19 protein-coding genes are annotated in these 18,359 nt (G+C 69.1%); 11 read left to right on the forward strand and 8 right to left on the reverse strand.

Annotated features, from left to right (window positions below; translation table 11 throughout):
• Positions 1-131: 131 nt before the first annotated feature.
• Entirely contained in the window at positions 132-338 is a 207-nt protein-coding gene (locus tag CIW48_RS28680) for a hypothetical protein (RefSeq protein WP_149313826.1), read from the reverse strand.
• A 346-nt stretch (positions 339-684) separates the two neighbouring features.
• Here CIW48_RS28680 and CIW48_RS28685 point away from each other — a divergent pair, with 346 nt between their 5' ends.
• From CIW48_RS28685 to CIW48_RS28715, 7 genes are all read left to right on the forward strand, one after another.
• The gene (locus CIW48_RS28685; RefSeq protein WP_173009433.1) at positions 685-993 is read left to right on the forward strand and encodes a UBP-type zinc finger domain-containing protein; all 309 of its coding nucleotides are present in this window, start codon (positions 685-687) and stop codon (positions 991-993) included.
• 192 nt (positions 994-1,185) lie between these two features.
• Complete coding sequence (locus CIW48_RS28690) at positions 1,186-2,223, forward strand: cupin domain-containing protein (protein ID WP_149313827.1); 1,038 nt, start codon at positions 1,186-1,188, stop codon at positions 2,221-2,223.
• Between the two features lie 80 nt (positions 2,224-2,303).
• Positions 2,304-3,353: an FUSC family protein gene (locus CIW48_RS28695; protein WP_149313828.1), complete on the forward strand. Its 1,050-nt coding sequence runs from the start codon at positions 2,304-2,306 to the stop codon at positions 3,351-3,353.
• The gene (locus tag CIW48_RS28700) at positions 3,350-3,559 is read left to right on the forward strand and encodes a DUF1656 domain-containing protein (protein ID WP_149313829.1); all 210 of its coding nucleotides are present in this window, start codon (positions 3,350-3,352) and stop codon (positions 3,557-3,559) included. The genes CIW48_RS28695 and CIW48_RS28700 overlap by 4 nt, the downstream gene beginning before the upstream one ends.
• Before the next feature lie 3 nt (positions 3,560-3,562).
• Complete coding sequence (locus CIW48_RS28705) at positions 3,563-4,549, forward strand: HlyD family secretion protein (RefSeq protein ID WP_149313830.1); 987 nt, start codon at positions 3,563-3,565, stop codon at positions 4,547-4,549.
• A 17-nt stretch (positions 4,550-4,566) separates the two neighbouring features.
• Entirely contained in the window at positions 4,567-6,249 is a 1,683-nt protein-coding gene (locus CIW48_RS28710) for an FAD-dependent oxidoreductase (RefSeq protein WP_246695462.1), read from the forward strand.
• An 81-nt stretch (positions 6,250-6,330) separates the two neighbouring features.
• A complete protein-coding gene (locus CIW48_RS28715) occupies positions 6,331-7,521 on the forward strand; it encodes an MFS transporter (protein ID WP_197739393.1) in 1,191 nt (396 codons plus the stop codon).
• A gap of 88 nt (positions 7,522-7,609) precedes the next feature.
• Here CIW48_RS28715 and CIW48_RS28720 read toward each other — a convergent pair whose 3' ends face one another.
• The 5 genes from CIW48_RS28720 to CIW48_RS28740 all read right to left on the reverse strand — a co-directional run bounded on the left by CIW48_RS28720 (position 7,610) and on the right by CIW48_RS28740 (position 12,064).
• A complete protein-coding gene (locus CIW48_RS28720; RefSeq protein WP_149313831.1) occupies positions 7,610-8,233 on the reverse strand; it encodes a response regulator in 624 nt (207 codons plus the stop codon).
• Positions 8,234-8,389: 156 nt separating this feature from the next.
• Positions 8,390-8,749 carry a hypothetical protein gene (locus CIW48_RS28725; protein ID WP_246695464.1) on the reverse strand — a complete coding sequence of 120 codons (360 nt, stop codon included), beginning with the start codon at positions 8,747-8,749 and terminating at the stop codon, positions 8,390-8,392.
• Between the two features lie 73 nt (positions 8,750-8,822).
• The gene (gene actP / locus CIW48_RS28730; RefSeq protein WP_149313833.1) at positions 8,823-10,487 is read right to left on the reverse strand and encodes a cation/acetate symporter ActP; all 1,665 of its coding nucleotides are present in this window, start codon (positions 10,485-10,487) and stop codon (positions 8,823-8,825) included.
• Complete coding sequence (locus CIW48_RS28735) at positions 10,484-10,789, reverse strand: DUF485 domain-containing protein (RefSeq protein WP_149313834.1); 306 nt, start codon at positions 10,787-10,789, stop codon at positions 10,484-10,486. Before CIW48_RS28735 ends, actP begins: the two co-directional genes overlap by 4 nt.
• Before the next feature lie 27 nt (positions 10,790-10,816).
• Positions 10,817-12,064, reverse strand: coding sequence for an FAD binding domain-containing protein (locus CIW48_RS28740; protein WP_281407400.1), 1,248 nt, complete (start codon positions 12,062-12,064; stop codon positions 10,817-10,819).
• Between the two features lie 239 nt (positions 12,065-12,303).
• Here CIW48_RS28740 and CIW48_RS28745 point away from each other — a divergent pair, with 239 nt between their 5' ends.
• A complete protein-coding gene (locus CIW48_RS28745; RefSeq protein WP_149313835.1) occupies positions 12,304-13,029 on the forward strand; it encodes a TetR/AcrR family transcriptional regulator in 726 nt (241 codons plus the stop codon).
• An 89-nt stretch (positions 13,030-13,118) separates the two neighbouring features.
• On the opposite strand, the gene CIW48_RS28750 is transcribed toward CIW48_RS28745, so the two are convergent.
• Both CIW48_RS28750 and CIW48_RS28755 read right to left on the reverse strand, forming a co-directional pair.
• Positions 13,119-14,099 (reverse strand): AraC family transcriptional regulator, encoded by a 981-nt coding sequence (locus tag CIW48_RS28750; protein WP_149313836.1) that lies wholly within the window; start codon positions 14,097-14,099, stop codon positions 13,119-13,121.
• A gap of 98 nt (positions 14,100-14,197) precedes the next feature.
• Positions 14,198-15,103, reverse strand: a complete 906-nt coding sequence (locus CIW48_RS28755) for an AraC family transcriptional regulator (protein WP_149313837.1) — start codon at positions 15,101-15,103, stop codon at positions 14,198-14,200.
• A gap of 104 nt (positions 15,104-15,207) precedes the next feature.
• Between CIW48_RS28755 and CIW48_RS28760 the strand changes: the two genes are divergently transcribed.
• From CIW48_RS28760 to CIW48_RS28770, 3 genes are all read left to right on the forward strand, one after another.
• Positions 15,208-16,689 carry an ATP-binding protein gene (locus CIW48_RS28760; protein WP_149313838.1) on the forward strand — a complete coding sequence of 494 codons (1,482 nt, stop codon included), beginning with the start codon at positions 15,208-15,210 and terminating at the stop codon, positions 16,687-16,689.
• Entirely contained in the window at positions 16,682-17,077 is a 396-nt protein-coding gene (locus CIW48_RS28765) for a response regulator (RefSeq protein ID WP_173009434.1), read from the forward strand. The genes CIW48_RS28760 and CIW48_RS28765 overlap by 8 nt, the downstream gene beginning before the upstream one ends.
• A 203-nt stretch (positions 17,078-17,280) precedes the next feature.
• Positions 17,281-18,117, forward strand: coding sequence for an alpha/beta hydrolase (locus CIW48_RS28770; protein WP_149313840.1), 837 nt, complete (start codon positions 17,281-17,283; stop codon positions 18,115-18,117).
• Positions 18,118-18,359: the final 242 nt, after the last annotated feature.

Here is an 18,359-nt window from a genome sequence, read left to right on the forward strand (position 1 = left end):
CGACCGATCCCGCTTCGCGCGGCATCCGGCTCCCGCAATCCGGAGCCGAAGGCCGGGCGCCCCGATCGCGCCGCCGCGCAGCTCGGGGGCGATCCCGCGGATCATGCGAGGCGCGGGCCTGTCCGAACGCCTCAGCGACGGTGGTGCCGATGGTGGCGACGCGGACGCATCACTCCGTACCGCGAGGTGATCCGCGCGCCACGGTGCATGCCGGCGAAATGGCCGTTGCCCTGTGCGGCCGCGTCCCGATCCAGGCCATCGCCGGCCGCGAGGCTCGGAGCGGCTGAGGCGACCAGAAACCCGACGAGCATGGTGGCGCCGAGGAGAAGTGACTTCATCGTCCATGATCCCTGAAGATCGCCCCGTCCGGGCGACGGAGTCCGGCCACGTGGGCGCCGCGAGCATTCCGGAGCGACGCACAGGTGGATGCTACATGGACTGAAGTAAGCAGATTCAGGAATATTGATGGATCCTATCCTTTTGGAACATTCGTGCCACGTCACTCGGCCACCATCACCTGACGATCTCATGCCGATGCCGATGGAATCGATCCGATCGTCCAAATGGCCGCCGCTTTCGACAAGATGCGTCGGTGCGATCGCGGTCTCTTGGGTGAGGCTGCGTGCGGATCACGCGCCTCCGGCGCGATCCAGCATCGCGGCCGATCAAGCAGGGAGACGCCGGGTGGCGCCAGTGTGCAGGCACGTTGCAGGCATCCAGAGGGTGACGCCGAGTGCGCGCGGCTGTGAGGATTGTCTCCGGATCGGCAGCGCATGGTTTCACCTGCGTGTCTGCCGAACGTGCGGTCACGTGGGCTGCTGTGATCAGTCGCCCATGCGCCATGCGACAGCGCATTTCCACGCAACCGAACATCCCATCATCGAAGGATACGATCCGCCGGAAGGTTGGGGCTGGTGCTATGTCGACGCGGTCATGATCGATCTCGAAGGCGACACCACGCCTCAAGATGGTCCGATCCCGCGATATTACTGAATTCGCCAGGCTTCAATTCCGACAACGACCAAAGATCGTCGAGCCCGGGATTTTGGCGCGCGCCGGTGATGCGTGGGGCCTCCGACCCGCCCGGGCACCGCGCGGCCGTTTCACCGCTGTCGGGCGTGACGCGGCGCATCGCTCTGAGCGCCCCTCGGGCCGCAACGCTTCTCTTGCAACGAGGATTGCACGGTGACCACCACGGATCTGTCGTTCCGCTACCGCCTCGAGGAGCAGCCGCCTCGCCTCGGCCCCGGAGGCGTCACCCGGGGCGTCTCGGTGAAACAGTTTCCGGCCAGTCAGGGTCTTGCCGGCGTGTCCATGCGGCTCGCGCCCGGCGGCATGCGGGAGATGCACTGGCACGCCAACGCTGCCGAATGGGCCTATGTCGTTTCGGGGTCCTGCCGCACGACCATCCTGGACCCCGATGGCGGCTCGGCGATCGACACGTTCGGCCCCGGCGACGTCTGGTATTTCCCCCGCGGCTGGGGGCACTCGATCCAGGGGCTCGGACCGGATGAGTGCCACTTCATCCTCATCTTCGACAACGGCGACTTCTCCGAAGATCACACCTTCAGCGTCACGGATTGGTTGGCGCATACGCCCGCGGCCGCCTTGGCGCAGAATCTCGGCCTCAGCCCGGCGGATCGAGCCGGTTTGCCCCATGGCGAGGCGTATTTCGCTCTGGGCCCTGTGCCGGATGACCGGTCGCCCGATGCGGCGCCCCGGGCGCGGCCGGAACTGACCTCACGTCACCGCTACCCGCTCCACGCCCAGGAACCGCGGCGCGTCCCCGGAGGCGGCACCCAGCGCACCGTCACGGTCGACGAATTCCCGCTCTCGACCACGATGGCGGGATCCGTGCTCGAGATCGAGCCGGGGGCGATGCGGGAGCTGCACTGGCACCCGAACGCCGACGAATGGCAATATTATCTCGAAGGCTCAGCCGAGATGGCCGTGTTCCTGGCGGAAGGTCACGTCGTCGTCGAGACCTTCGACGCGGGCGATGTCGGCTACGCCCCGATGGGATCGGGACACTACATCCGGAATACGGGGCCCGGCATCCTCAGGGTGCTCGTCGGCTTCAACAACGGGCATTACCAGGCCAACGATCTCTCGGCCTGGCTCGGCTCGAATCCGCCGGACGTGCTGGCGACCAACCTGGGGGTGCCACGTCCCGTGGCCGAGGCGCTGACGCGCCAGCGGGGCTTTCTGATCCCGGGAGCCTGACCGTGACTCGGCCGGGCAACGCCGCCCGACCAGCCCGAAGCCCGGCCGGACGCCGCGTCGGCCGGGAGCGTCCCTCAGCGATGACGCGTTCCTTGATCGACCACCTGTCCCACGGTCTGAGGCGTCTCGCGGCCACCGGCGTGCCGTTCGGAATCCGGACGACGCTGGCCGCCCTGACGGCGCTCTGGCTGGCCATGTGGCTTCAGCTCGACACGCCGCGCTGGGCTGCCTGGACGGTGATGTCGCTGGCCTTGCCCACCCGCGGCCTGGTCGCCCGGAAAGGGGCATGGCGGATGATCGGCACCGTGCTGGGGCTCGTCGCCGGCGTGGTCGGGATCGCGGCGTTCGCTCAGGCGCCGAGCGCCCTGGGGCTGTATCTGGCCCTGTGGTTCGGGCTCAGCGCCTATGTCGGGGGGAGCCTTCCGGGTCTCGCCTCCTACGGGGCCGCCCTGGGCGGCCTGACCGCGGGCCTGATCGTCGTCCTGAGTTCCGATGCGCCCCTGTCGGTGTTCGGAACGGCTTTGGCGCGCGGTGCCGAGATCTCGCTCGGGATCGGCTGCGTCTACGCGGCGAGCGCGCTTGCCGAGATCGGCCAGGGTCCTCCGCCCGCAACTTCAGTCGCGGCGATGCCGAGTTCCGACGTGGTCGCCGCCAACGCGCTTCGAACCAGCCTGGTCGTCGGGGCCGCCTGGGCGATCTGGATCGCGACCGCTTGGCCGACCGGCGGCCTTTTCGTCGCCTTCGCGGGGGTCGTGTCGATCATCTTCGCCACGATGCCGGATTCCGACCGGCGTGCGCGCGCCTATCTCTGGGGCGTCGGCGTCGGCCAGATCGCCGGGCTGGGCGCGAAGTACTACCTCCTCGGCACGCCGGCCGCCTTCGAGATCCTCGCCGTCGTTCTGTTTCCCTTCCTCTTCGTCGGCGCGGTCGCGGTCACGGATCTGCGCACGACCGGGGCGGCGATCGGCTACAACCTGTCGTTCCTGACCGCGGTCGATCCGATGAACCCGATGCAGTACGACCTCATCGGCTCGCTGAACCAGAGCCTGGCGGTCTTCGTCGGCATCGCCTTCGCGGTTGCGGCTTTCGAGGTGGTGCTCCCCGGGCGGATCTGGAGGACCGCCCCATGATGCCGCTGCGCGAGATCGACATCCTGGGGGTTTTCGTGGCGCCCTTCGCACCCTGCGTGCTGATCGCCGTCTGCGTGACCGCCGCCGCCGTCGTCACCTTGCGCCGGGTCCCGGCGACCCGGCCTTGGTCGCGTTCGCCGCTAACCGAACTCGCCTGCTTCACCGTGACCCTGTCGGGGCTCGTCCTCATGCTCGGGCGTCTGTGAGTGATGCCAAGCCTCCAGCAAGGCAGTGCGCCGCCGGCGCGGGTGCAGCCGCCGACGCCGCTGCCCCGTCCCGCCGCCCCGTCGGTCTTCGGCCTCTTCGCGGTCGCGACGGTGCTGGCGGGCGCCGGGCTCCTCGCCTGGCTCGCCTGGGCCTATTACGTCGACACGCCCTGGACCCGGGACGGCAGCGTGCGCGTCTACACGGCGCAGGTCGCGGCCGAGATATCCGGCCAGGTCACCGAGGTCCTCGTCACCGACAACCAGACGGTCCGCAAGGGCGACGTGCTGTTCCGGATCGATCCGCGCGACTACCGGATCGCGGTCAAGCGCGCGCAGGCCGCCGTGGCCCGGGCCGCCGCGCAGGTCGCCAATGCCCGGGCCGAGGCGGACCGCCGCAACAGGCTCGACGACCTCGCCGTCAGCGCCGAGGTGCGTCAGACCTACCAGAGCAACGCCGACGCGGCCGAGGCCGCCTACCAGGGCGCCGTCGCCGATCTGGAGAACGCCGAACTCAACCTCTCGCGCGTGGAGGTGCGCTCGCCCGTCAACGGCGCCGTGACCAACCTCCTCCTGCAGGCCGGCACCTACGCGATCGCCGGCCAAGCCGCGATGACGCTCATCAATTCCGACAGCTACTGGGTCGCGGGCTATTTCGAGGAAACGCAGCTGCGTCGCATCCGGGTCGGCGACGCGGCCCGGATCGTGCTGATGGGCTACCCGGACCGGGTGCTGAACGGCCGCGTCCAGAGCCTCGCCGGCGGCATCATGGACCCGAATGCGACACCCGGCGTCGCCGGCCTGCCCTCGGTCAATCCCGTCTTCACCTGGGTCCGGCTCGCCCAGCGGATCCCGGTCCGCGTCACGCTCGATGCCGTGCCGGACGACGTGACGCTCGCCGCCGGCCTGACCGCGACCGTGAGCGTCGCGGCCGGGGCGCCGCCCCCGTCCCATGCTCCCGGCGGCGGGACGATCCCGAAGCCGGCCCGCTGAACGAAGTGAGATCTCCGATGGTCCAGATGCTCGGCGATGCCGCGATGTCCTCGCCCCTCGACCAGACCGATCCCTATCTGCGGGAGGCTCAGACCTTCCCGCTCCTCGACGCGGGCATGATCGCGCGCATCGCCCAGTACGGCACGGAGGAAACGGTGCCGGCCGGCACGTTCCTCTACCGGCGCGGCGATCGCGCCGCCGACTTCTTCCTGCTGCTCGATGGCGAAGTGGAGACGTTCGACGAGGGGCCGGATCGCGAGCGGCACGTCTTCACGGTCCATCATGCGGGGCAGTTCACCGGCGAGACGAACTTCCTGAACGGGCGGGAATCCCTCGTCAGCAGCCAGGCCCGGACGGATACCCGGCTGATCCGCGTCCCGCGCCTGGAGTTCCGGCGGATGCTGGCGGCCGAGCCGGACCTCTCCGAGATCGTGATGCGGGCCTTCATCCTGCGCCGCCTGGGCTTCGTGCGGCACCAGCATGGCGGCGTGGTGCTGATCGGACCGAGCCACTGCGCGGAGACCCTGCGCCTGCAGCGCTTCATGACGCGCAACGCCTATCCGCATCGAGCCGTCGCCACCGATCTCGACGCGGACGCGCCGGAGATGATGCGCCGCTTCGGACTTGGCGAGGCCGATCTGCCCTCGGTCGTCGCGCCCGGCCCGGTCGTCCTGCGCAATCCGTCCACCTGGGAGCTTGCCGACCGGATCGGCCTCACCGAGCCCCTCGACGAGGACCGGGTCTTCGACGTCGCGGTCGTGGGGGCGGGGCCTGCCGGCCTCGCTGCCGCGGTCTACGCGGCCTCGGAGGGCCTCTCGACCATCGTGATCGAGCAGGAGGCGCCCGGCGGCCAGGCCGGGACGTCCTCGAAGATCGAGAATTACCTGGGCTTCCCGACCGGGATCTCGGGGCAGGCGCTCGCCGGACGGGCCCAGATCCAGGCGCAGAAATTCGGCGCCCATCTCGCGATCTCGCGGGCCGCCTGCCGCCTCGATTGCACGGATCGGCCGTATCGCATCGCCCTGGAGGACGGTCGGTCCGTCCGGGCCCGGGCGATCGTGGTCGCGACGGGCGCGCGCTACCGCAAGCTCGACCTCCCGGATTACGAAAGGTTCGAAGGGCAGGGCATCTATTACGCGGCGACCGGGACGGAGGCGCGGCTGTGCGAGCAGCAGGCGGTCGCGGTCGTCGGAGGCGGCAATTCCGCCGGGCAGGCGGCGATGTTCCTGTCCGCGACCGCCGCCCACGTCCATGTGCTGGTGCGCGGGCCCGGTCTGCGGGCGACGATGTCGGATTACCTCGTCCGGCGGATCGCCACGTCGCCGAAGATCACCGTGCACCCGTTCACGGAAGTCACGGCCCTCGCGGGCGACGCGTTCCTGCGTCGTGTCGCGTGGCGCGACACCAGAACCGGTGACGTTCAGGCGCACGCGCTCGGCGCTCTGTTCGTGATGATCGGCGCCGCGCCCAACACCGAGTGGCTGTGCGGCTGCCTGCCGCTCGACAAGGGCGGCTTCGTGTCGACCGGCCAGGATGCGGACGGGCAGGCCCTGTCGTCGCCCTTCGCCACCACGACACCCGGCATCTACGCGGTCGGTGACGTGCGCGCGGGCTCGGTCAAGCGGGTGGCCTCCGGAGTCGGGGAGGGGTCGGTCGTGGTCCAGGCGATCCACCGCTTCCTCGATCCGGGTGTGGGCTGAGCGTCCGGTACCGCGTTCCGCCGGCGCGCACCCGCTCCCGCCTGCCGGGAGCACCCGCGCCGGGCTTGTTGGGAGAGGGCGATGATCACGCAAGAATCTCTGGAGATCCGGGAGCCGGCTCTCCTCCGGCGCGGGCTCACATTCGCGATGGCGGGCGCAGCCGGCATCGCGGTCGCCAACATCTATTACAATCAGCCGATGCTGAGCATCATGGAGGCGGATCTGCCCGGTGGCCTCACCGGGCTTGTGCCCACCGCGACGCAGTTCGGCTACGCGCTGGGACTTTTCCTGCTGGTGCCGCTGGGCGACCTCGTCGAACGCCGTGCGCTCATCGTCGGCCAGTTCGTGATGCTCGCCGTCGCGCTCCTCCTCACGGCCTTGGCGCCCAACGCCGCGCTGGTCGTCGTGGCCTCGCTACTGGTCGGCCTGTCCGCCACCGTCGCACAGCAGATCGTCCCGCTCGCCGCCCACCTCGCCGCGCCCGAGCGCCGGGGGGCCACCGTCGGCACGGTCCTGTCCGGGATCCTCACCGGGATCCTGCTGAGCCGAACGCTGGCCGGGTTCGTGGCGACCCATGGCGGTTGGCGGGCGATGTTCTGGCTGGGGGTGCCGATGGCCCTGGGAGCCGGAGGGCTGATGGCGGTCAGCCTCCCGGTGAGCCGTCCCGCTCAGTCTCTGCCCTACGGCGCGCTGATGCGCTCGCTCATTCATCTCTGGCGCGACCTGCCGGCGCTTCGCCTCGCAGCCGTGACCCAGGCGCTGATCTTCGCCGCCTTCACGGTGTTCTGGACGATCCTGGCGTTCCGCCTGCAGGAGCCGCGCTTCGGCCTCGGCGCCGATATTGCGGGCCTGTTCGGCATCGTAGGCGCGGTCGGCATCTTCGCCGCCCCGATCGCGGGTCGCGTCGCGGACCGGCGGGGTCCTCACGCGGTGGTGGCGATCGGCGCGGTGGTGACCCTGATCTCCTGGCTTGTCCTGGGAGGCTGGAACGCACTCGCGGGGTTGGTGATCGGCGTGGTCCTGCTCGATTTCGGCATGCAGAGCGCGCTCGTCTCGAACCAGCACCTGATCTTCGCCCTCAGGCCAGAGGCCCGGGGCCGTCTCAACACGATCCTGATGGGCGCCATGTTCCTCGGCGGGGCGGCCGGCTCGGCCGCGGCCACCGCCGCCTGGCAGGCGGGCGGCTGGCTGGCGGTCTCGGGCCTGGGCGTGTCGCTCGCCGCGGCCGCGACCGCCCTCCAGCTTGCCGGGATGTGGCGGCGAGCGCGATGAGGCTCATGCCGGCAACGGTGGAGACGGATGGCCCGGATCGCGGCCTCACCCCGCCGGGTCCGGCAAAGACCGGGACCGACCGATCCGATCAACGCTGCCGCGTCGCCTCGATCCCGAGTTGATGCGCCATCAGCACGAGGTCCGCGAGCGAGCGGGCCCCCATCTTCTCCATCATGCGGCGCTTGTGGACCTTGGCGGTGATCTCCGTGATCCCGAGCTCGGCAGCGATCTGCTTGTTCATCAGGCCGCCGATCGCACAGCGCAGCACGTCGCCTTCCCGTGCCGTCAGGGCTTCGAGACGCCTGGACAGCTCGTCCTGAAGGCGGCCGGCGCGCAGGGTGGCCGCATCCATGTCCAGCGCGCGATGGATGGCCTCGAGCAGGACCGTATCGCTGACCGGCTTGGTCAGGAATTCGACCGCACCGCCGCGCATGGCCCGCACGGTCATGGGAATGGTTCCGTATCCGGTGAGGAAGATGATCGGGACGGTGCAGCCGGCATCGCGCAGGGTCTCCTGGACCGTCAGGCCGTTCTGATCGGTCAGGCGCACGTCCAGCAGGATGCATTCCGGCGCCTCGCGCGTCCGGGTGATCGGCAGCGAGGTCGGATCCCGATGGGCGACCGCCGCGAGACCGGCCGACCGGCACAGGCGCGTCAGCGCGCTGCGCAGGGCCGGATCGTCGTCGACGATGTGGACGGTTGCTTCCGGCATGTCACCCGCAACGCCAAACGTGCCCGGACCGGGAGGAGCCCAGGCGGTTCCCGTGCTGCGGGACCGCACCGGCGTTCACAGCAAGCTTCGTGCGCGGCGACACGATCCGGTCGGTCACGGGGCTGCCCTCGCTGAGCCGGACGGCCGAGGCGGACGTCATCGGCCGGTCAAGGGAAGCGGTGCGTTCGCGCTGTCGAGGAACTCGACGGTCGTGAAGCTGAGTTCGGTCGGGCCGATATTCTCGAGGTCGTGGATCATGAACGCGCCGGCCGGAAAGGTATGATGCTGGGTGTCGCCCGGCTCATAAGCGACTTCGTTGATCCGGCCATCCGCATAATGCGAGCGGGCGCGCCCTCCCGTGACCGCGGTCCAGAAGTAGTCGAGCACATGCGTGTGGAATCCGATCCGCTCGCCCGGCTTCAGGCTGAGCGACCAGACCCGGACGCGGTCCGTCTCCGAGACGAGGCGGCTGCCGACCTGCCCGCGTCCGGACCCGGCGGCGAAATCCTCGCGCAGGTCCTGCGGCCAGTCGCGCGGGGGCGTCGGCCAGGTCCAAGTCTGCTGCGTCACGATCCGTGTCCTCGTCGGTTCAGTGGATTGCCGGTGCGGTGGGCCGGTCGAAGCCGGTCTGCGCCGTCACGTGCTGGGCCGCGTAGGCCGCGCGGACCGAGACGGCGGCCTCGCTCCGGTCCAGCCGCGACACCGCCCAGGAGGTCAGGAAGGCCAGGGGCATCGAGAACAGGGCCGGGTTGTCGTAGGGGAACGGGGCGGCGCCGAGCTTCAGGGTCGCGGTCCAGACGCCGGGGCTCAGCGCGACGAGGACGAGGGCGCTGGTGAGACCCGCGAGCGATCCCGTGACCGCCCCGCGGGTTGTCAGGTCCCGCCACGCCACCGAGAGGAGGATCACAGGGAAATTCGCGCTCGCCGCGATGGCGAAGACGAGCCCGACCATGAAGGCGATGTTCTGGTTCTCGAACAGGATGCCGAGCCCCATCGCGACCAGGCTGATGCCGATTGCGGCGGCCTTCGAGACCTGGATTTCCCTCCGCTCGGTGGCGCGGCCCCGGCGCAGGGCGCGGGCATAGAGATCGTGGCTCGCCGCCGAGGCCCCCGCGATCGTCAGCCCCGAGACCACGGCCAGGATCGTCGCGAAGGCCACCGCCGAGATGAAGCCGAGCAGCAGGGAGCCGCCGAGCTTGTCCGCCAGATGAAGCGCGACCATGTTGGTGCCGCCGATGACGCCGCCGGCCGCGTCCGCGTAGGCGGGGTCGCCCTGCACCAGCGCGATGGCGCCGAAGCCGAGGACGAACAGCAGCGTGTAGAAGATCGTGATGAATCCCGTGGCGACGAGGATCGAGAACCGCGCCTGACGGGCGTCGGCCACGGTGAAGAAGCGCATCAGGATATGCGGCAGCCCGGCCGTGCCGAAGATCAGCGCGAGCCCGAGCGACATCGCCGAGACCGGATCCCGGACCAGTCCCCCCGGCGCCATGATGGCGAGCTTCTTCGGATGGAGAGCGACCGCGCGGGCGAACAGCTGCTCCAGGCTGAAGCCGAAGCGGGCCAGGATCAGCGTCGACATCAGGACGGATCCCGAAAGCAGCAGGACTGCCTTGATGATCTGGACCCAGGTCGTCGCACGCATGCCACCGAAGACGACGTAGGCCATCATCAGCACGCCGACGAGCACCACCGCCGCCATGTAGGGCAGCCCGAAGAGCAGCTCGATCAGCTTGCCGGCCCCGACCATCTGGGCGATCAGGTAGAACAGCACGATGACGAGGGTGTTGAGGCCCGCGACGAGGCGCACCGGGACTTCGGACAGCCTGTAGGCCGCCACGTCGGCGAAGGTGTAGCGACCGAGATTGCGCAGGGGCTCGGCGATCAGGAACAGGATCATCGGAAAGCCGACCAGGAAGCCGACCGCGTAGATCATCCCGTCATAGCCCGACGTATAGATCAGCGCCGTCACGCCCAGGAAGGTGGCCGCGGAGGTGTAATCGCCCGCGATGGCCAACCCGTTCTGGAAACCGCTGAGCCCACCGCCGGCCGCGTAATAGTCGCGCGCCGTCCTGGTGCCGCTGCGCGCGGCCCGGACCGTGACGACGAGGGTGACCGCGACGAAGCCGAGGAACATCGCGATCGCCATCGGATTGAGCGGCTGGCGCGTCACCGGTCCCGTCAGGGCGTCGGCGCGGGCGCCGTCGGCGAGAAGGACCGCCGCAGCGGCAAGCAGGACGCGCGCGGCGGTCATCGGAGATCCTCCCGCAGGCGCCGGCTGAGGCCGTCGAGGCGCGTGTTGGCGACGAGCACGTAGATGAGCGTGAGCACGAAGCCCAGGCCGAGGAGCGCGACGCCGACGGCGAGGCCCCAGGTCAGGATCGCGCCGTCCCTGTCCTCGATCGGTGTGCCGAGGAGGTCGGGGCGGAAGGCGACCGTGAGGATGTAGGCGAAGTAGGCGGTCGCCATGACCACCGCCAGGGACAGGCCCAGGCAGTTCCGCTCGAAGCACAGCCGGCGGAAGGTTGGGTGGCTCGAGATGCGTGCGCTGTTCACTGCGTCCCCCTCTGCTGAGGCCTCGGATCAAGCCGCGATGCCGGTGGCGACGGCGGTCTCCGCCATCACGGCCTCGGGCCGGCGATGGCGCTCGGCCATGGCGCGTTCCTCCGGGGTGAGGATCTGGGCCTGCATGTAGGCGCCGAGTTCCCGGGCACGGCGGATCACGGCGGCGCCGTAGCGGAGGCGGGTCGCCTCGAAGGCCGCCAGGGCCGCGTCGCGATCATCGGGATGTTCCGCGAGCGCATCCACGAGGCTCTGCGCATCCGAGGCGGCCTTGGTCACGCCCATGCCCACATGCGGGCGGGCGACGAAGGCGGCATCGCCCAGGATGACGACGCGCCGGGCGAGCTGCAGGCGGGGTGTTTCGAGGTCCTGGATGGCTTGGATGAACGGTTGCTCGGCCTTCTCGACGACCTCGGCGAATTGCGGCGCGAGGAGCCGTCTTGCATCCGCCCGCATCGCCGCGACGATCGCCGGCCGGATCCGGCTCGGGGGGATCGAGAGCGGATGGGCGATGCCGTCGATGTCGGTCAGCAGGTCGCGCAGGGCCGTGTCGGCGGCCGGGCGATACCACACGAAGTTGAAGCGGCGCTGGCCGCGCGCCAGCGCGTTGCCGGCGCCCGCCACCGGATAGCCCAGCATCTGCTCGCCGTCCGGCAACGCGAAGGCGAAATGGTCGAGGAGCGCCTCGCGGGTCTCCGGCGTCAGGGCGGCTTCGTCCACGAGGCCGCGCCAGGCGATGTAGCCGACGTAGTTCGGAACCGCCTCCGGTGAGAACTGGGCGCGCACCGCGGAGAAGATCCCATCCGCTCCGATCAGGAGATCGCCCGTCGCCGACGAGCCATCCGCGAAATGGGCCGTGGCGGCGTCCGGTCCCGCCTCCACCCGGGAGAGCGCGCGGCCGTGATGGTAGCACGCAGCGGGGAGCGCATCGCGGAGCAGTCCGTAGAGATGGCCCCAGGAGGTCAGGATCTGGGGAAGCGCCAGGTCCCCGATAATCGCGCCGTCCGCCCCCAGCACCCGCCGTCCGACCACCGACACGCCGAGTTCGGCCGCCTGCCGGTCGATCCCGGCGGCCTGGAGGATGCGGAACAGTTCGGCATGGGTCACGATCCCGGCGCCGCGGCCGGACAGCTCGCGTCCAGCGCGCTCGAAGACGTCGACCTCCCAGCCGGCTCGCCGCAGGAGCAGGGCCGAGAAGAGCCCTGCCATCGAGCCGCCGATCACGACAGCCCTGGGCCGCGTCAGGCGCCCGCTTCCGGTCACTCCCACGTCGAGTCCTCCCTGATCGGGCGGTCCGCCCCATCGCCGGCGCGGCGCGTCCAGCCGGATTGTTGATTATCGATCGATCAACAGTGCGCAGGCGCAGGCGCTTTGTCAACTCTGTTTATCAAGCGATAAATTCGCTTCGGCGAAGCGCGGCTGCGGCCGTCGACGCCGAATGACTGAACGGAACGTCGGGCAAGTTGTTTATCGCTTGATCAAGGAAACCGCTATGATAACGAACCGCGATGGTCCGTTCGCTCAAATCAAAGCCGAGCCTCGCCGGCCCGCTGACCGCCGCGCCAAGCCCGCGCGGAGCCGCGGCGGATACGCCACCGGCTGCCCGCAGGCGGTTGCCGCCTGCCGATCGGGAGAAGAGCATTGCCGCCGCTGCGATTGCGTTCTTCGCGGAGCGCGGATTCGAAGGCCAGACACGCGAGCTCGCCGCGATATTGGGCATCACCCAGCCGCTGCTGTACCGCTACTTCCCCAGCAAGGAGGCCCTCATCGAACGCGTCTACCAGGATGTGTTCGTCGGGCGCTGGGACCCGTTCTGGGAGGAACTCATCGGCGACCGCCGCATCCCGATCGCGGATCGCCTGACGCGATTCTACGTCAGTTATGCCAAGGTCATCCTGACACCGGAATGGATCAGGCTCTTCATGTTCGCCGGCCTTAAAAATCTGGACTTCAATGCGCGATATCTAAAATTCCTTCGAGACCGTATTTTCGAAGCCGTCGTCGAAGAGCTGAGAGATCATTTCGGCAGACCTTCTCTCAAGATAGTTCCGGTGCTCGATATCGAAATCGAGATGGTCTGGTCTGTCCACGCGTCTATATTCTACCTTGGCGTGAGAGAATTCATCTATCGCCTGCCTCCGGGCTGCAGCGTCCAGGATATCATCGCGGCGAAGATCCAGATGCTCCTCGGCGGCGTGGCCGCGGTGCTTCCGGCCGCCGAGCCTACACCGTGACGCCCCCCCGGCCTCGTGGATGTCGCACAGGTTTGGTGTCCTGACCGCCCCCGGCACTGGTCGGGCCCCGAGAGCCGCCTCCGCACGGTTCAGGGCCTGCCCGGCTCTTGTTCGATGGACCGGCGCCAACGGCCCGGGCTCATATGCTCCTCCCGCGCGAAGACGCGGGTGAAGTGGCTCTGATCCGCGAAACCGCAGGACAGGGCGATGTCGGCCAGTGCCAGGTCCTGCGCGCGCATGAGATCCTTGGCGCGGGCGAGGCGCTGCCGCACCAGCCAGGCATGAGGTGAGGTTCCTGTCGAGCACCGGAAGGCGCGGGCGAAATGGCTCGCCGAGAGACCGCAGGCTGCCGCGACGACGGGCAAGCTCAGCGACTGGGCCAGGGTGGTGCGCATCAGGTCCTGGGCGCGCTTGAGCTGCCACGGTGCGAGCCCGCCGCGCACGGGCTTGGCGGCATCCGCCAAGGCCGCGTAGGTTCCGAGCAGATGCGCCGCCAGCGCCCGGCCCAGCTGGTTCCGGAACAGAGTCGCCCCGCGATCCGACCGATGAAGCGTCGCCGAGGCGCTGAGCGCGAGAGCGTGGATCGTCGCATCGCTCAACCGCTTGCCGCAAGCCGCCGTCAACGCGTCGAGGGGATCGGTTCCGCCGGCGTGAAGGCACGTGGCGACCTCCCCGAGCAGCGTCCTGTGCAGGGCGATATGAACCGCTCCGGGCAGGGGCGCCACCGACGTCGCCTGCCGCAGATCCTGCAGCAGGACGTTGCCGGATTCCCGATCATCATCGACCGCACCGGACTCGGCGCCCCGTCGAGGCGCCGGCTGGGCTTGCAGCCGGACTTGCACGAGCAGCGCGTCGCAGCGCGCGATCGCGAGCGGCGCCTCCAACGTCTCGACGGAGAAAGCCAGGATTCCGGTCTCCTCCGGCCAAGGGATCGGCCAGTCCTGCAGACACGATCCCGATCTCCGCGGCAGGGTGCGGACAGGCCGGCCACCCCGTGCCCGGGCGCGCGCAGGGGACGGACCGAGGCCGGTCTCCGCTCGATGAGGTCGCACAATGGACGCTTCGATCATCGCAGTCTCTCCTGGCTTCGCAGGAAGACAATATAGTACACTGTGGCGATAGATTTATATCGATGTTGCTGCCGTTTATGGCGATCTTGCGATTCTGCCTACGCTGTCCATCCTATCAACTTGCGATATTCGGATGGAGTGTAGCCTTTGGCGCGCTTGAAGGCGGTCCCGAAGGCGGCCTGACTTGAGAATCCGGAGCGCAGGGCGACATCGAGGATCGAGATCTTGCGGTCCGCCAGGAGCCGGCAGGCACAGGCCAGCCGCTCCGCGCTGACGAAGCCGTAGGGTGTCCGTCCGGTGACGCGCTTGAACATCCGGGCGAAGTGGAACGGGCTCAGGCAGGCCACGGCGGCGAGTTCGGTGATCGAGAGGTCACGCTCGAGGTTGTCGCGAATGAACGCGATCGCCCGCTGGATCCGGTCGGGACAGGAACCCTCCTCGGTCGACGGGGCGGCCGAATCCGGTCGGTCGTGCCCGTAGGCCTGGGCGACCCGCGCCGTCAGGGTCAGCGCGGCACTCTCCACCATCATCCGCCCGGCCGAACTCTCCTGGACCAGTTCACCCAGGATGGACAGGCCGATCTGGCGGATGAGCGGATCCTGGACATCGGCGAGGTAGCGCACCGTGTCGGCCCGGATGCGGGCGTCGCCGTACAGGTCCGCCAGGGCCTTGAAGCGGTCCTCCGGCAGGTAGATGTGCAGGACCTCGGACAGAGGCGCCGAGATGTTGATGTCGTCCTCGCCGACGCCGACCGGGCACAGCCAGATCGTCCCCGGCTCGACGGCCGTCTGCTGGCGCAGGCCGGCGCCTTTGCGGCTGACCTGCGCGCCGGGACAGCGCCGCGTCGCGAGGGTGATCTCCATCTGCGTGGGCACGATCGCCGGCAGGTCGCCCGAGGGATGGGACCGGAGTTCGGCAGCCACGCCCTGCCAGCCGCGATCGTGGGACGAGGCGAGCAGACCTGCATTCGGGAATTTGAGGATGCCGTGTCGGTGCAAGTCCATGCCGGCAACATGCAATTCACGGTTGGGACACGCCATTATACAGGCGTATCGGAGACGGGCCGGCCCGATCTCGGTAGTCTGACGGACCCAGGTGGAGAGGCGGCATGCGGCAGGTCTTCTCGCGTTGGCCGAGCCTGGCGCAATCGGCGCGCCAAAGCGTCGCCGAGGATGATCATCTCCCGGACTGGATGCAGGCCGCGACCGTCCATCCCGCGGCGATCCGCATGGAGGATCTTGCGGCGGCTGGGCTGGCGGTGGGGCTGCCCGTCGCCCTGGCGTTCCTGGCGGGCGTCCTGGCAGCGTCCCGGAGCGATGCCGTGATGGTCCTCGGCGGCGGCTTGGCGCTCTGCGCCGCGGCCGCGGCCGCGGCGCATGTCATGGCGCTGCGGCGCGGCCGGCAGAGCGCGGAGGACGGGTTCCAGGCGATCTACGAGCGCTCCGGCATCTCGATCTGGCGCGAGGACTGGACCGCCGTGGCCGAGGCCGTCATGGCCCTGCGCCAAGCCGGGATCGCCGATATCGAGCGCCACTTCGCCAGCCGCCCCGAAGAGCTTCGCGCCCTTCGGTCCAAGGTCATGATCACGGACGTGAACGCCTTCACCCTGGAGGAGACCGGCGCGACGGCCAAGGATGCCTATCTCGGTTCCCTGGATCGGCTGCTGCCCGACACCGACCAGACCTTCGTGCAATGGCTCGTCGCGATCGGCCGCGGCGATCGCTTCTTTCGCTCGGAAGCGCACATCATGTGCGCCGACGGGCGCCAACGCGACGTGCTGTTCACCGCGACCCTGCCGCGCGCGCGCGCGGGGTTCTCGGACGTGATCGTCACGTCGCTCGACGTCACGGCGTTCAAGCGGGCCCAGGCGCATCTCGCGGCTGCCGACACGGAACTCGCCCGGACCTCGCGGATCACCACGGTCGGGGCGCTCAGCGCCTCCATCGCCCACGAAGTCAACTCGCCGCTCGCGGCCATCGTGGCCAACGCCCAGGCGGCCCTGCGCTGGCTGCGGCGCCCGGGGCCGGACGTGGCCGAAGCGGCGCTGGCGCTCGACGATGTGATCTCCGCGGCGACCCGCGCCCGGGATGTCGTGGCGCGGACGCGCGCCTATCTCGGCAACAGGGGGCGGATGGTCGCCCCGATCGATCTGGTGCAGGCTGCGCGGGACGCCAATCTCCTGGTCGAACGCGAGATCCGCAGCCACGGCGCTGCGGTCCATCTCGCCGCCGAGGACGGGATCCCGCCGGTCCCGGCGGACCTGATCCAGATCCAGCAGATCTTCGTCAATCTGCTGGTCAATGCAGCCCAGGCTATGGCGGAGTCTCCGGGCCGGAGGGACATCACGGTCGCGATCCGTCGAGTCGACGGCTCCGCCGCGGTCGATGTGATCGATACCGGACCGGGAATCGAACCCGACCGGCGGATACGGATCTTCGAACCGTTCCATTCCACCAAGGTTGGTGGAATGGGGATGGGCTTGGCCATCTGCCGGAACCTGATCGACGCGCATGGGGGCGACATCTGGGTCGATGCCGGCCCCGATGGCGGCGCCGCATTCCACTTCTTGCTGCCCTTCGCCCATGGCTGAACGCGCCGCGCGCAGACAGGTCGTCGCCATCGTCGACGACGATCCCTCGATCCGCTCCGCCCTGGATCGTCTCACCCGGGCGCTCGGATACGAGGCCCTCGCATTCGCGGGTGCAGAGCCGCTCCTCGCCAAGCTCGACGAGGCCGATATCGAGTTCGTGGTGACGGATGTGCAGATGCCCGGCGTGAGCGGGCTCGAACTCCTCAAGATCCTGGCCGAGCGGCGGCCGCACCTGCCCGTCATGGTGATGACGGCCTATCCGAGCGAATCCACCCGGGCGCGGGCGCTCGCCCTCGGCGCCTTCGCGTATTGCGCGAAGCCGTTCGAGGCCGACCAGTTCGAACATTGCCTGACCACCGCTCTCGGCGCTCCGACGCCGCCGTGCTAGGGCCGGCTCCGGGTCAGCCCGGCCTCTGAGCCAAGATCCGCACGCGACATCGGGGCCGGGATTGTGAGGCCGGCCGGTTCGGCTGCGGCGGCCGCCGTGAAATCGTGACGCATTCGTGCAAGCGGGCGCTGGCGCGATGCCCTAATCCCGCGCTCGGCCGGCAAGAAGGGCTGCCGCCATTTGGATCAGGCACGGGGAACACCATGGCCACCGTTACGACCCGGGACGGAACGGAGATCTTCTACAAGGACTGGGGATCGAAGGACGCGCAGCCGATCGTGTTCCATCACGGCTGGCCGCTGTCGTCGGACGATTGGGACGCACAGATGCTGTTCTTCGTCCAGAACGGCTATCGCGTCGTCGCGCATGACCGCCGCGGCCATGGCCGGTCCGCCCAGGTTTCGGACGGGCACGACATGGACCACTACGCGGCCGATGCCGCTGACGTGATGGAGCATCTCGATCTGAGGGATGCGGTCCATATCGGCCACTCCACGGGGGGCGGCGAGGTGGCGCGCTATGTCGCCCGGTTCGGGGAGCCTCGGGGACGTGTCGCCAAGGCGGTGCTGGTGAGCGCAGTCCCGCCTCTGATGATCCAGACCGACGCCAACCCGGAGGGGCTGCCGCGCGCCGTGTTCGATGGCTTCCGCCACGCGCTCGCTTCCAACCGCGCCCAGTTCTTCCTCGACGTCCCGGCCGGCCCGTTCTACGGCTTCAACCGCGACGGCGCCGAAGTCCTTCCGGGGGTGATCCAGAACTGGTGGCGGCAAGGCATGATGGGCAGCGCGAAAGCGCATCATGAGGGGATCAAGGCCTTCTCGGAAACCGATCAGACCGAGGATCTCAGAGCGATCACCGTACCGACCCTGGTGCTGCACGGTGAAGACGACCAGATCGTGCCGATCGCCGACGCGGCGCTGAAATCGATCACGCTCCTGAAGAACGGAACGTTGAAGACCTATCCCGGCTATCCGCACGGCATGCTGACCGTGCATGCAGACGTGCTCAATGCCGATCTTCTCGCCTTCGTGAGAGAATGATCTTCGCTGGGCGGGGTGAGCTTGCCCGCTGCTTGCCCCCGCCCAAAGCCGGAGCCGGTTCTGGTTTGCGGTCAGCCCTTCTCCATCGAGGGCCCGGCCCATCCTGGCCGTTCTCCGGGCGTCGGACGCTTTTCCCAGAGCCTCTCGCGCTCGCGGTTCTCCGCGTCGAGTGCCTTCGGGCGGCACGCATCCGGGACCTCCGGGTCGCCACGGCCCGCCCCACGTGTGGAACGTCGCATTGC

The sequence above is a fragment of the Methylobacterium sp. P1-11 genome (assembly GCF_008329595.1).
Taxonomy (GTDB): domain Bacteria; phylum Pseudomonadota; class Alphaproteobacteria; order Rhizobiales; family Beijerinckiaceae; genus Methylobacterium.

Bases quoted from the DNA above. Each gene is read 5' to 3' on its own strand.
- CIW48_RS28680 (WP_149313826.1), bottom strand. From the start codon at position 338: ATGAAGTCACTTCTCCTCGGCGCCACCATGCTCGTCGGGTTTCTGGTC.
- CIW48_RS28695 (WP_149313828.1), top strand. From the start codon at position 2,304: ATGACGCGTTCCTTGATCGACCACCTGTCCCACGGTCTGAGGCGTCTC.
- CIW48_RS28700 (WP_149313829.1), top strand. From the start codon at position 3,350: ATGATGCCGCTGCGCGAGATCGACATCCTGGGGGTTTTCGTGGCGCCC.
- CIW48_RS28705 (WP_149313830.1), top strand. From the start codon at position 3,563: ATGCCAAGCCTCCAGCAAGGCAGTGCGCCGCCGGCGCGGGTGCAGCCG.
- CIW48_RS28710 (WP_246695462.1), top strand. From the start codon at position 4,567: ATGGTCCAGATGCTCGGCGATGCCGCGATGTCCTCGCCCCTCGACCAG.
- CIW48_RS28715 (WP_197739393.1), top strand. From the start codon at position 6,331: ATGATCACGCAAGAATCTCTGGAGATCCGGGAGCCGGCTCTCCTCCGG.
- CIW48_RS28720 (WP_149313831.1), bottom strand. From the start codon at position 8,233: ATGCCGGAAGCAACCGTCCACATCGTCGACGACGATCCGGCCCTGCGC.
- actP (WP_149313833.1), bottom strand. From the start codon at position 10,487: ATGACCGCCGCGCGCGTCCTGCTTGCCGCTGCGGCGGTCCTTCTCGCC.
- CIW48_RS28745 (WP_149313835.1), top strand. From the start codon at position 12,304: ATGGTCCGTTCGCTCAAATCAAAGCCGAGCCTCGCCGGCCCGCTGACC.
- CIW48_RS28750 (WP_149313836.1), bottom strand. From the start codon at position 14,099: ATGATCGAAGCGTCCATTGTGCGACCTCATCGAGCGGAGACCGGCCTC.
- CIW48_RS28755 (WP_149313837.1), bottom strand. From the start codon at position 15,103: ATGGACTTGCACCGACACGGCATCCTCAAATTCCCGAATGCAGGTCTG.
- CIW48_RS28760 (WP_149313838.1), top strand. From the start codon at position 15,208: ATGCGGCAGGTCTTCTCGCGTTGGCCGAGCCTGGCGCAATCGGCGCGC.
- CIW48_RS28765 (WP_173009434.1), top strand. From the start codon at position 16,682: ATGGCTGAACGCGCCGCGCGCAGACAGGTCGTCGCCATCGTCGACGAC.
- CIW48_RS28770 (WP_149313840.1), top strand. From the start codon at position 17,281: ATGGCCACCGTTACGACCCGGGACGGAACGGAGATCTTCTACAAGGAC.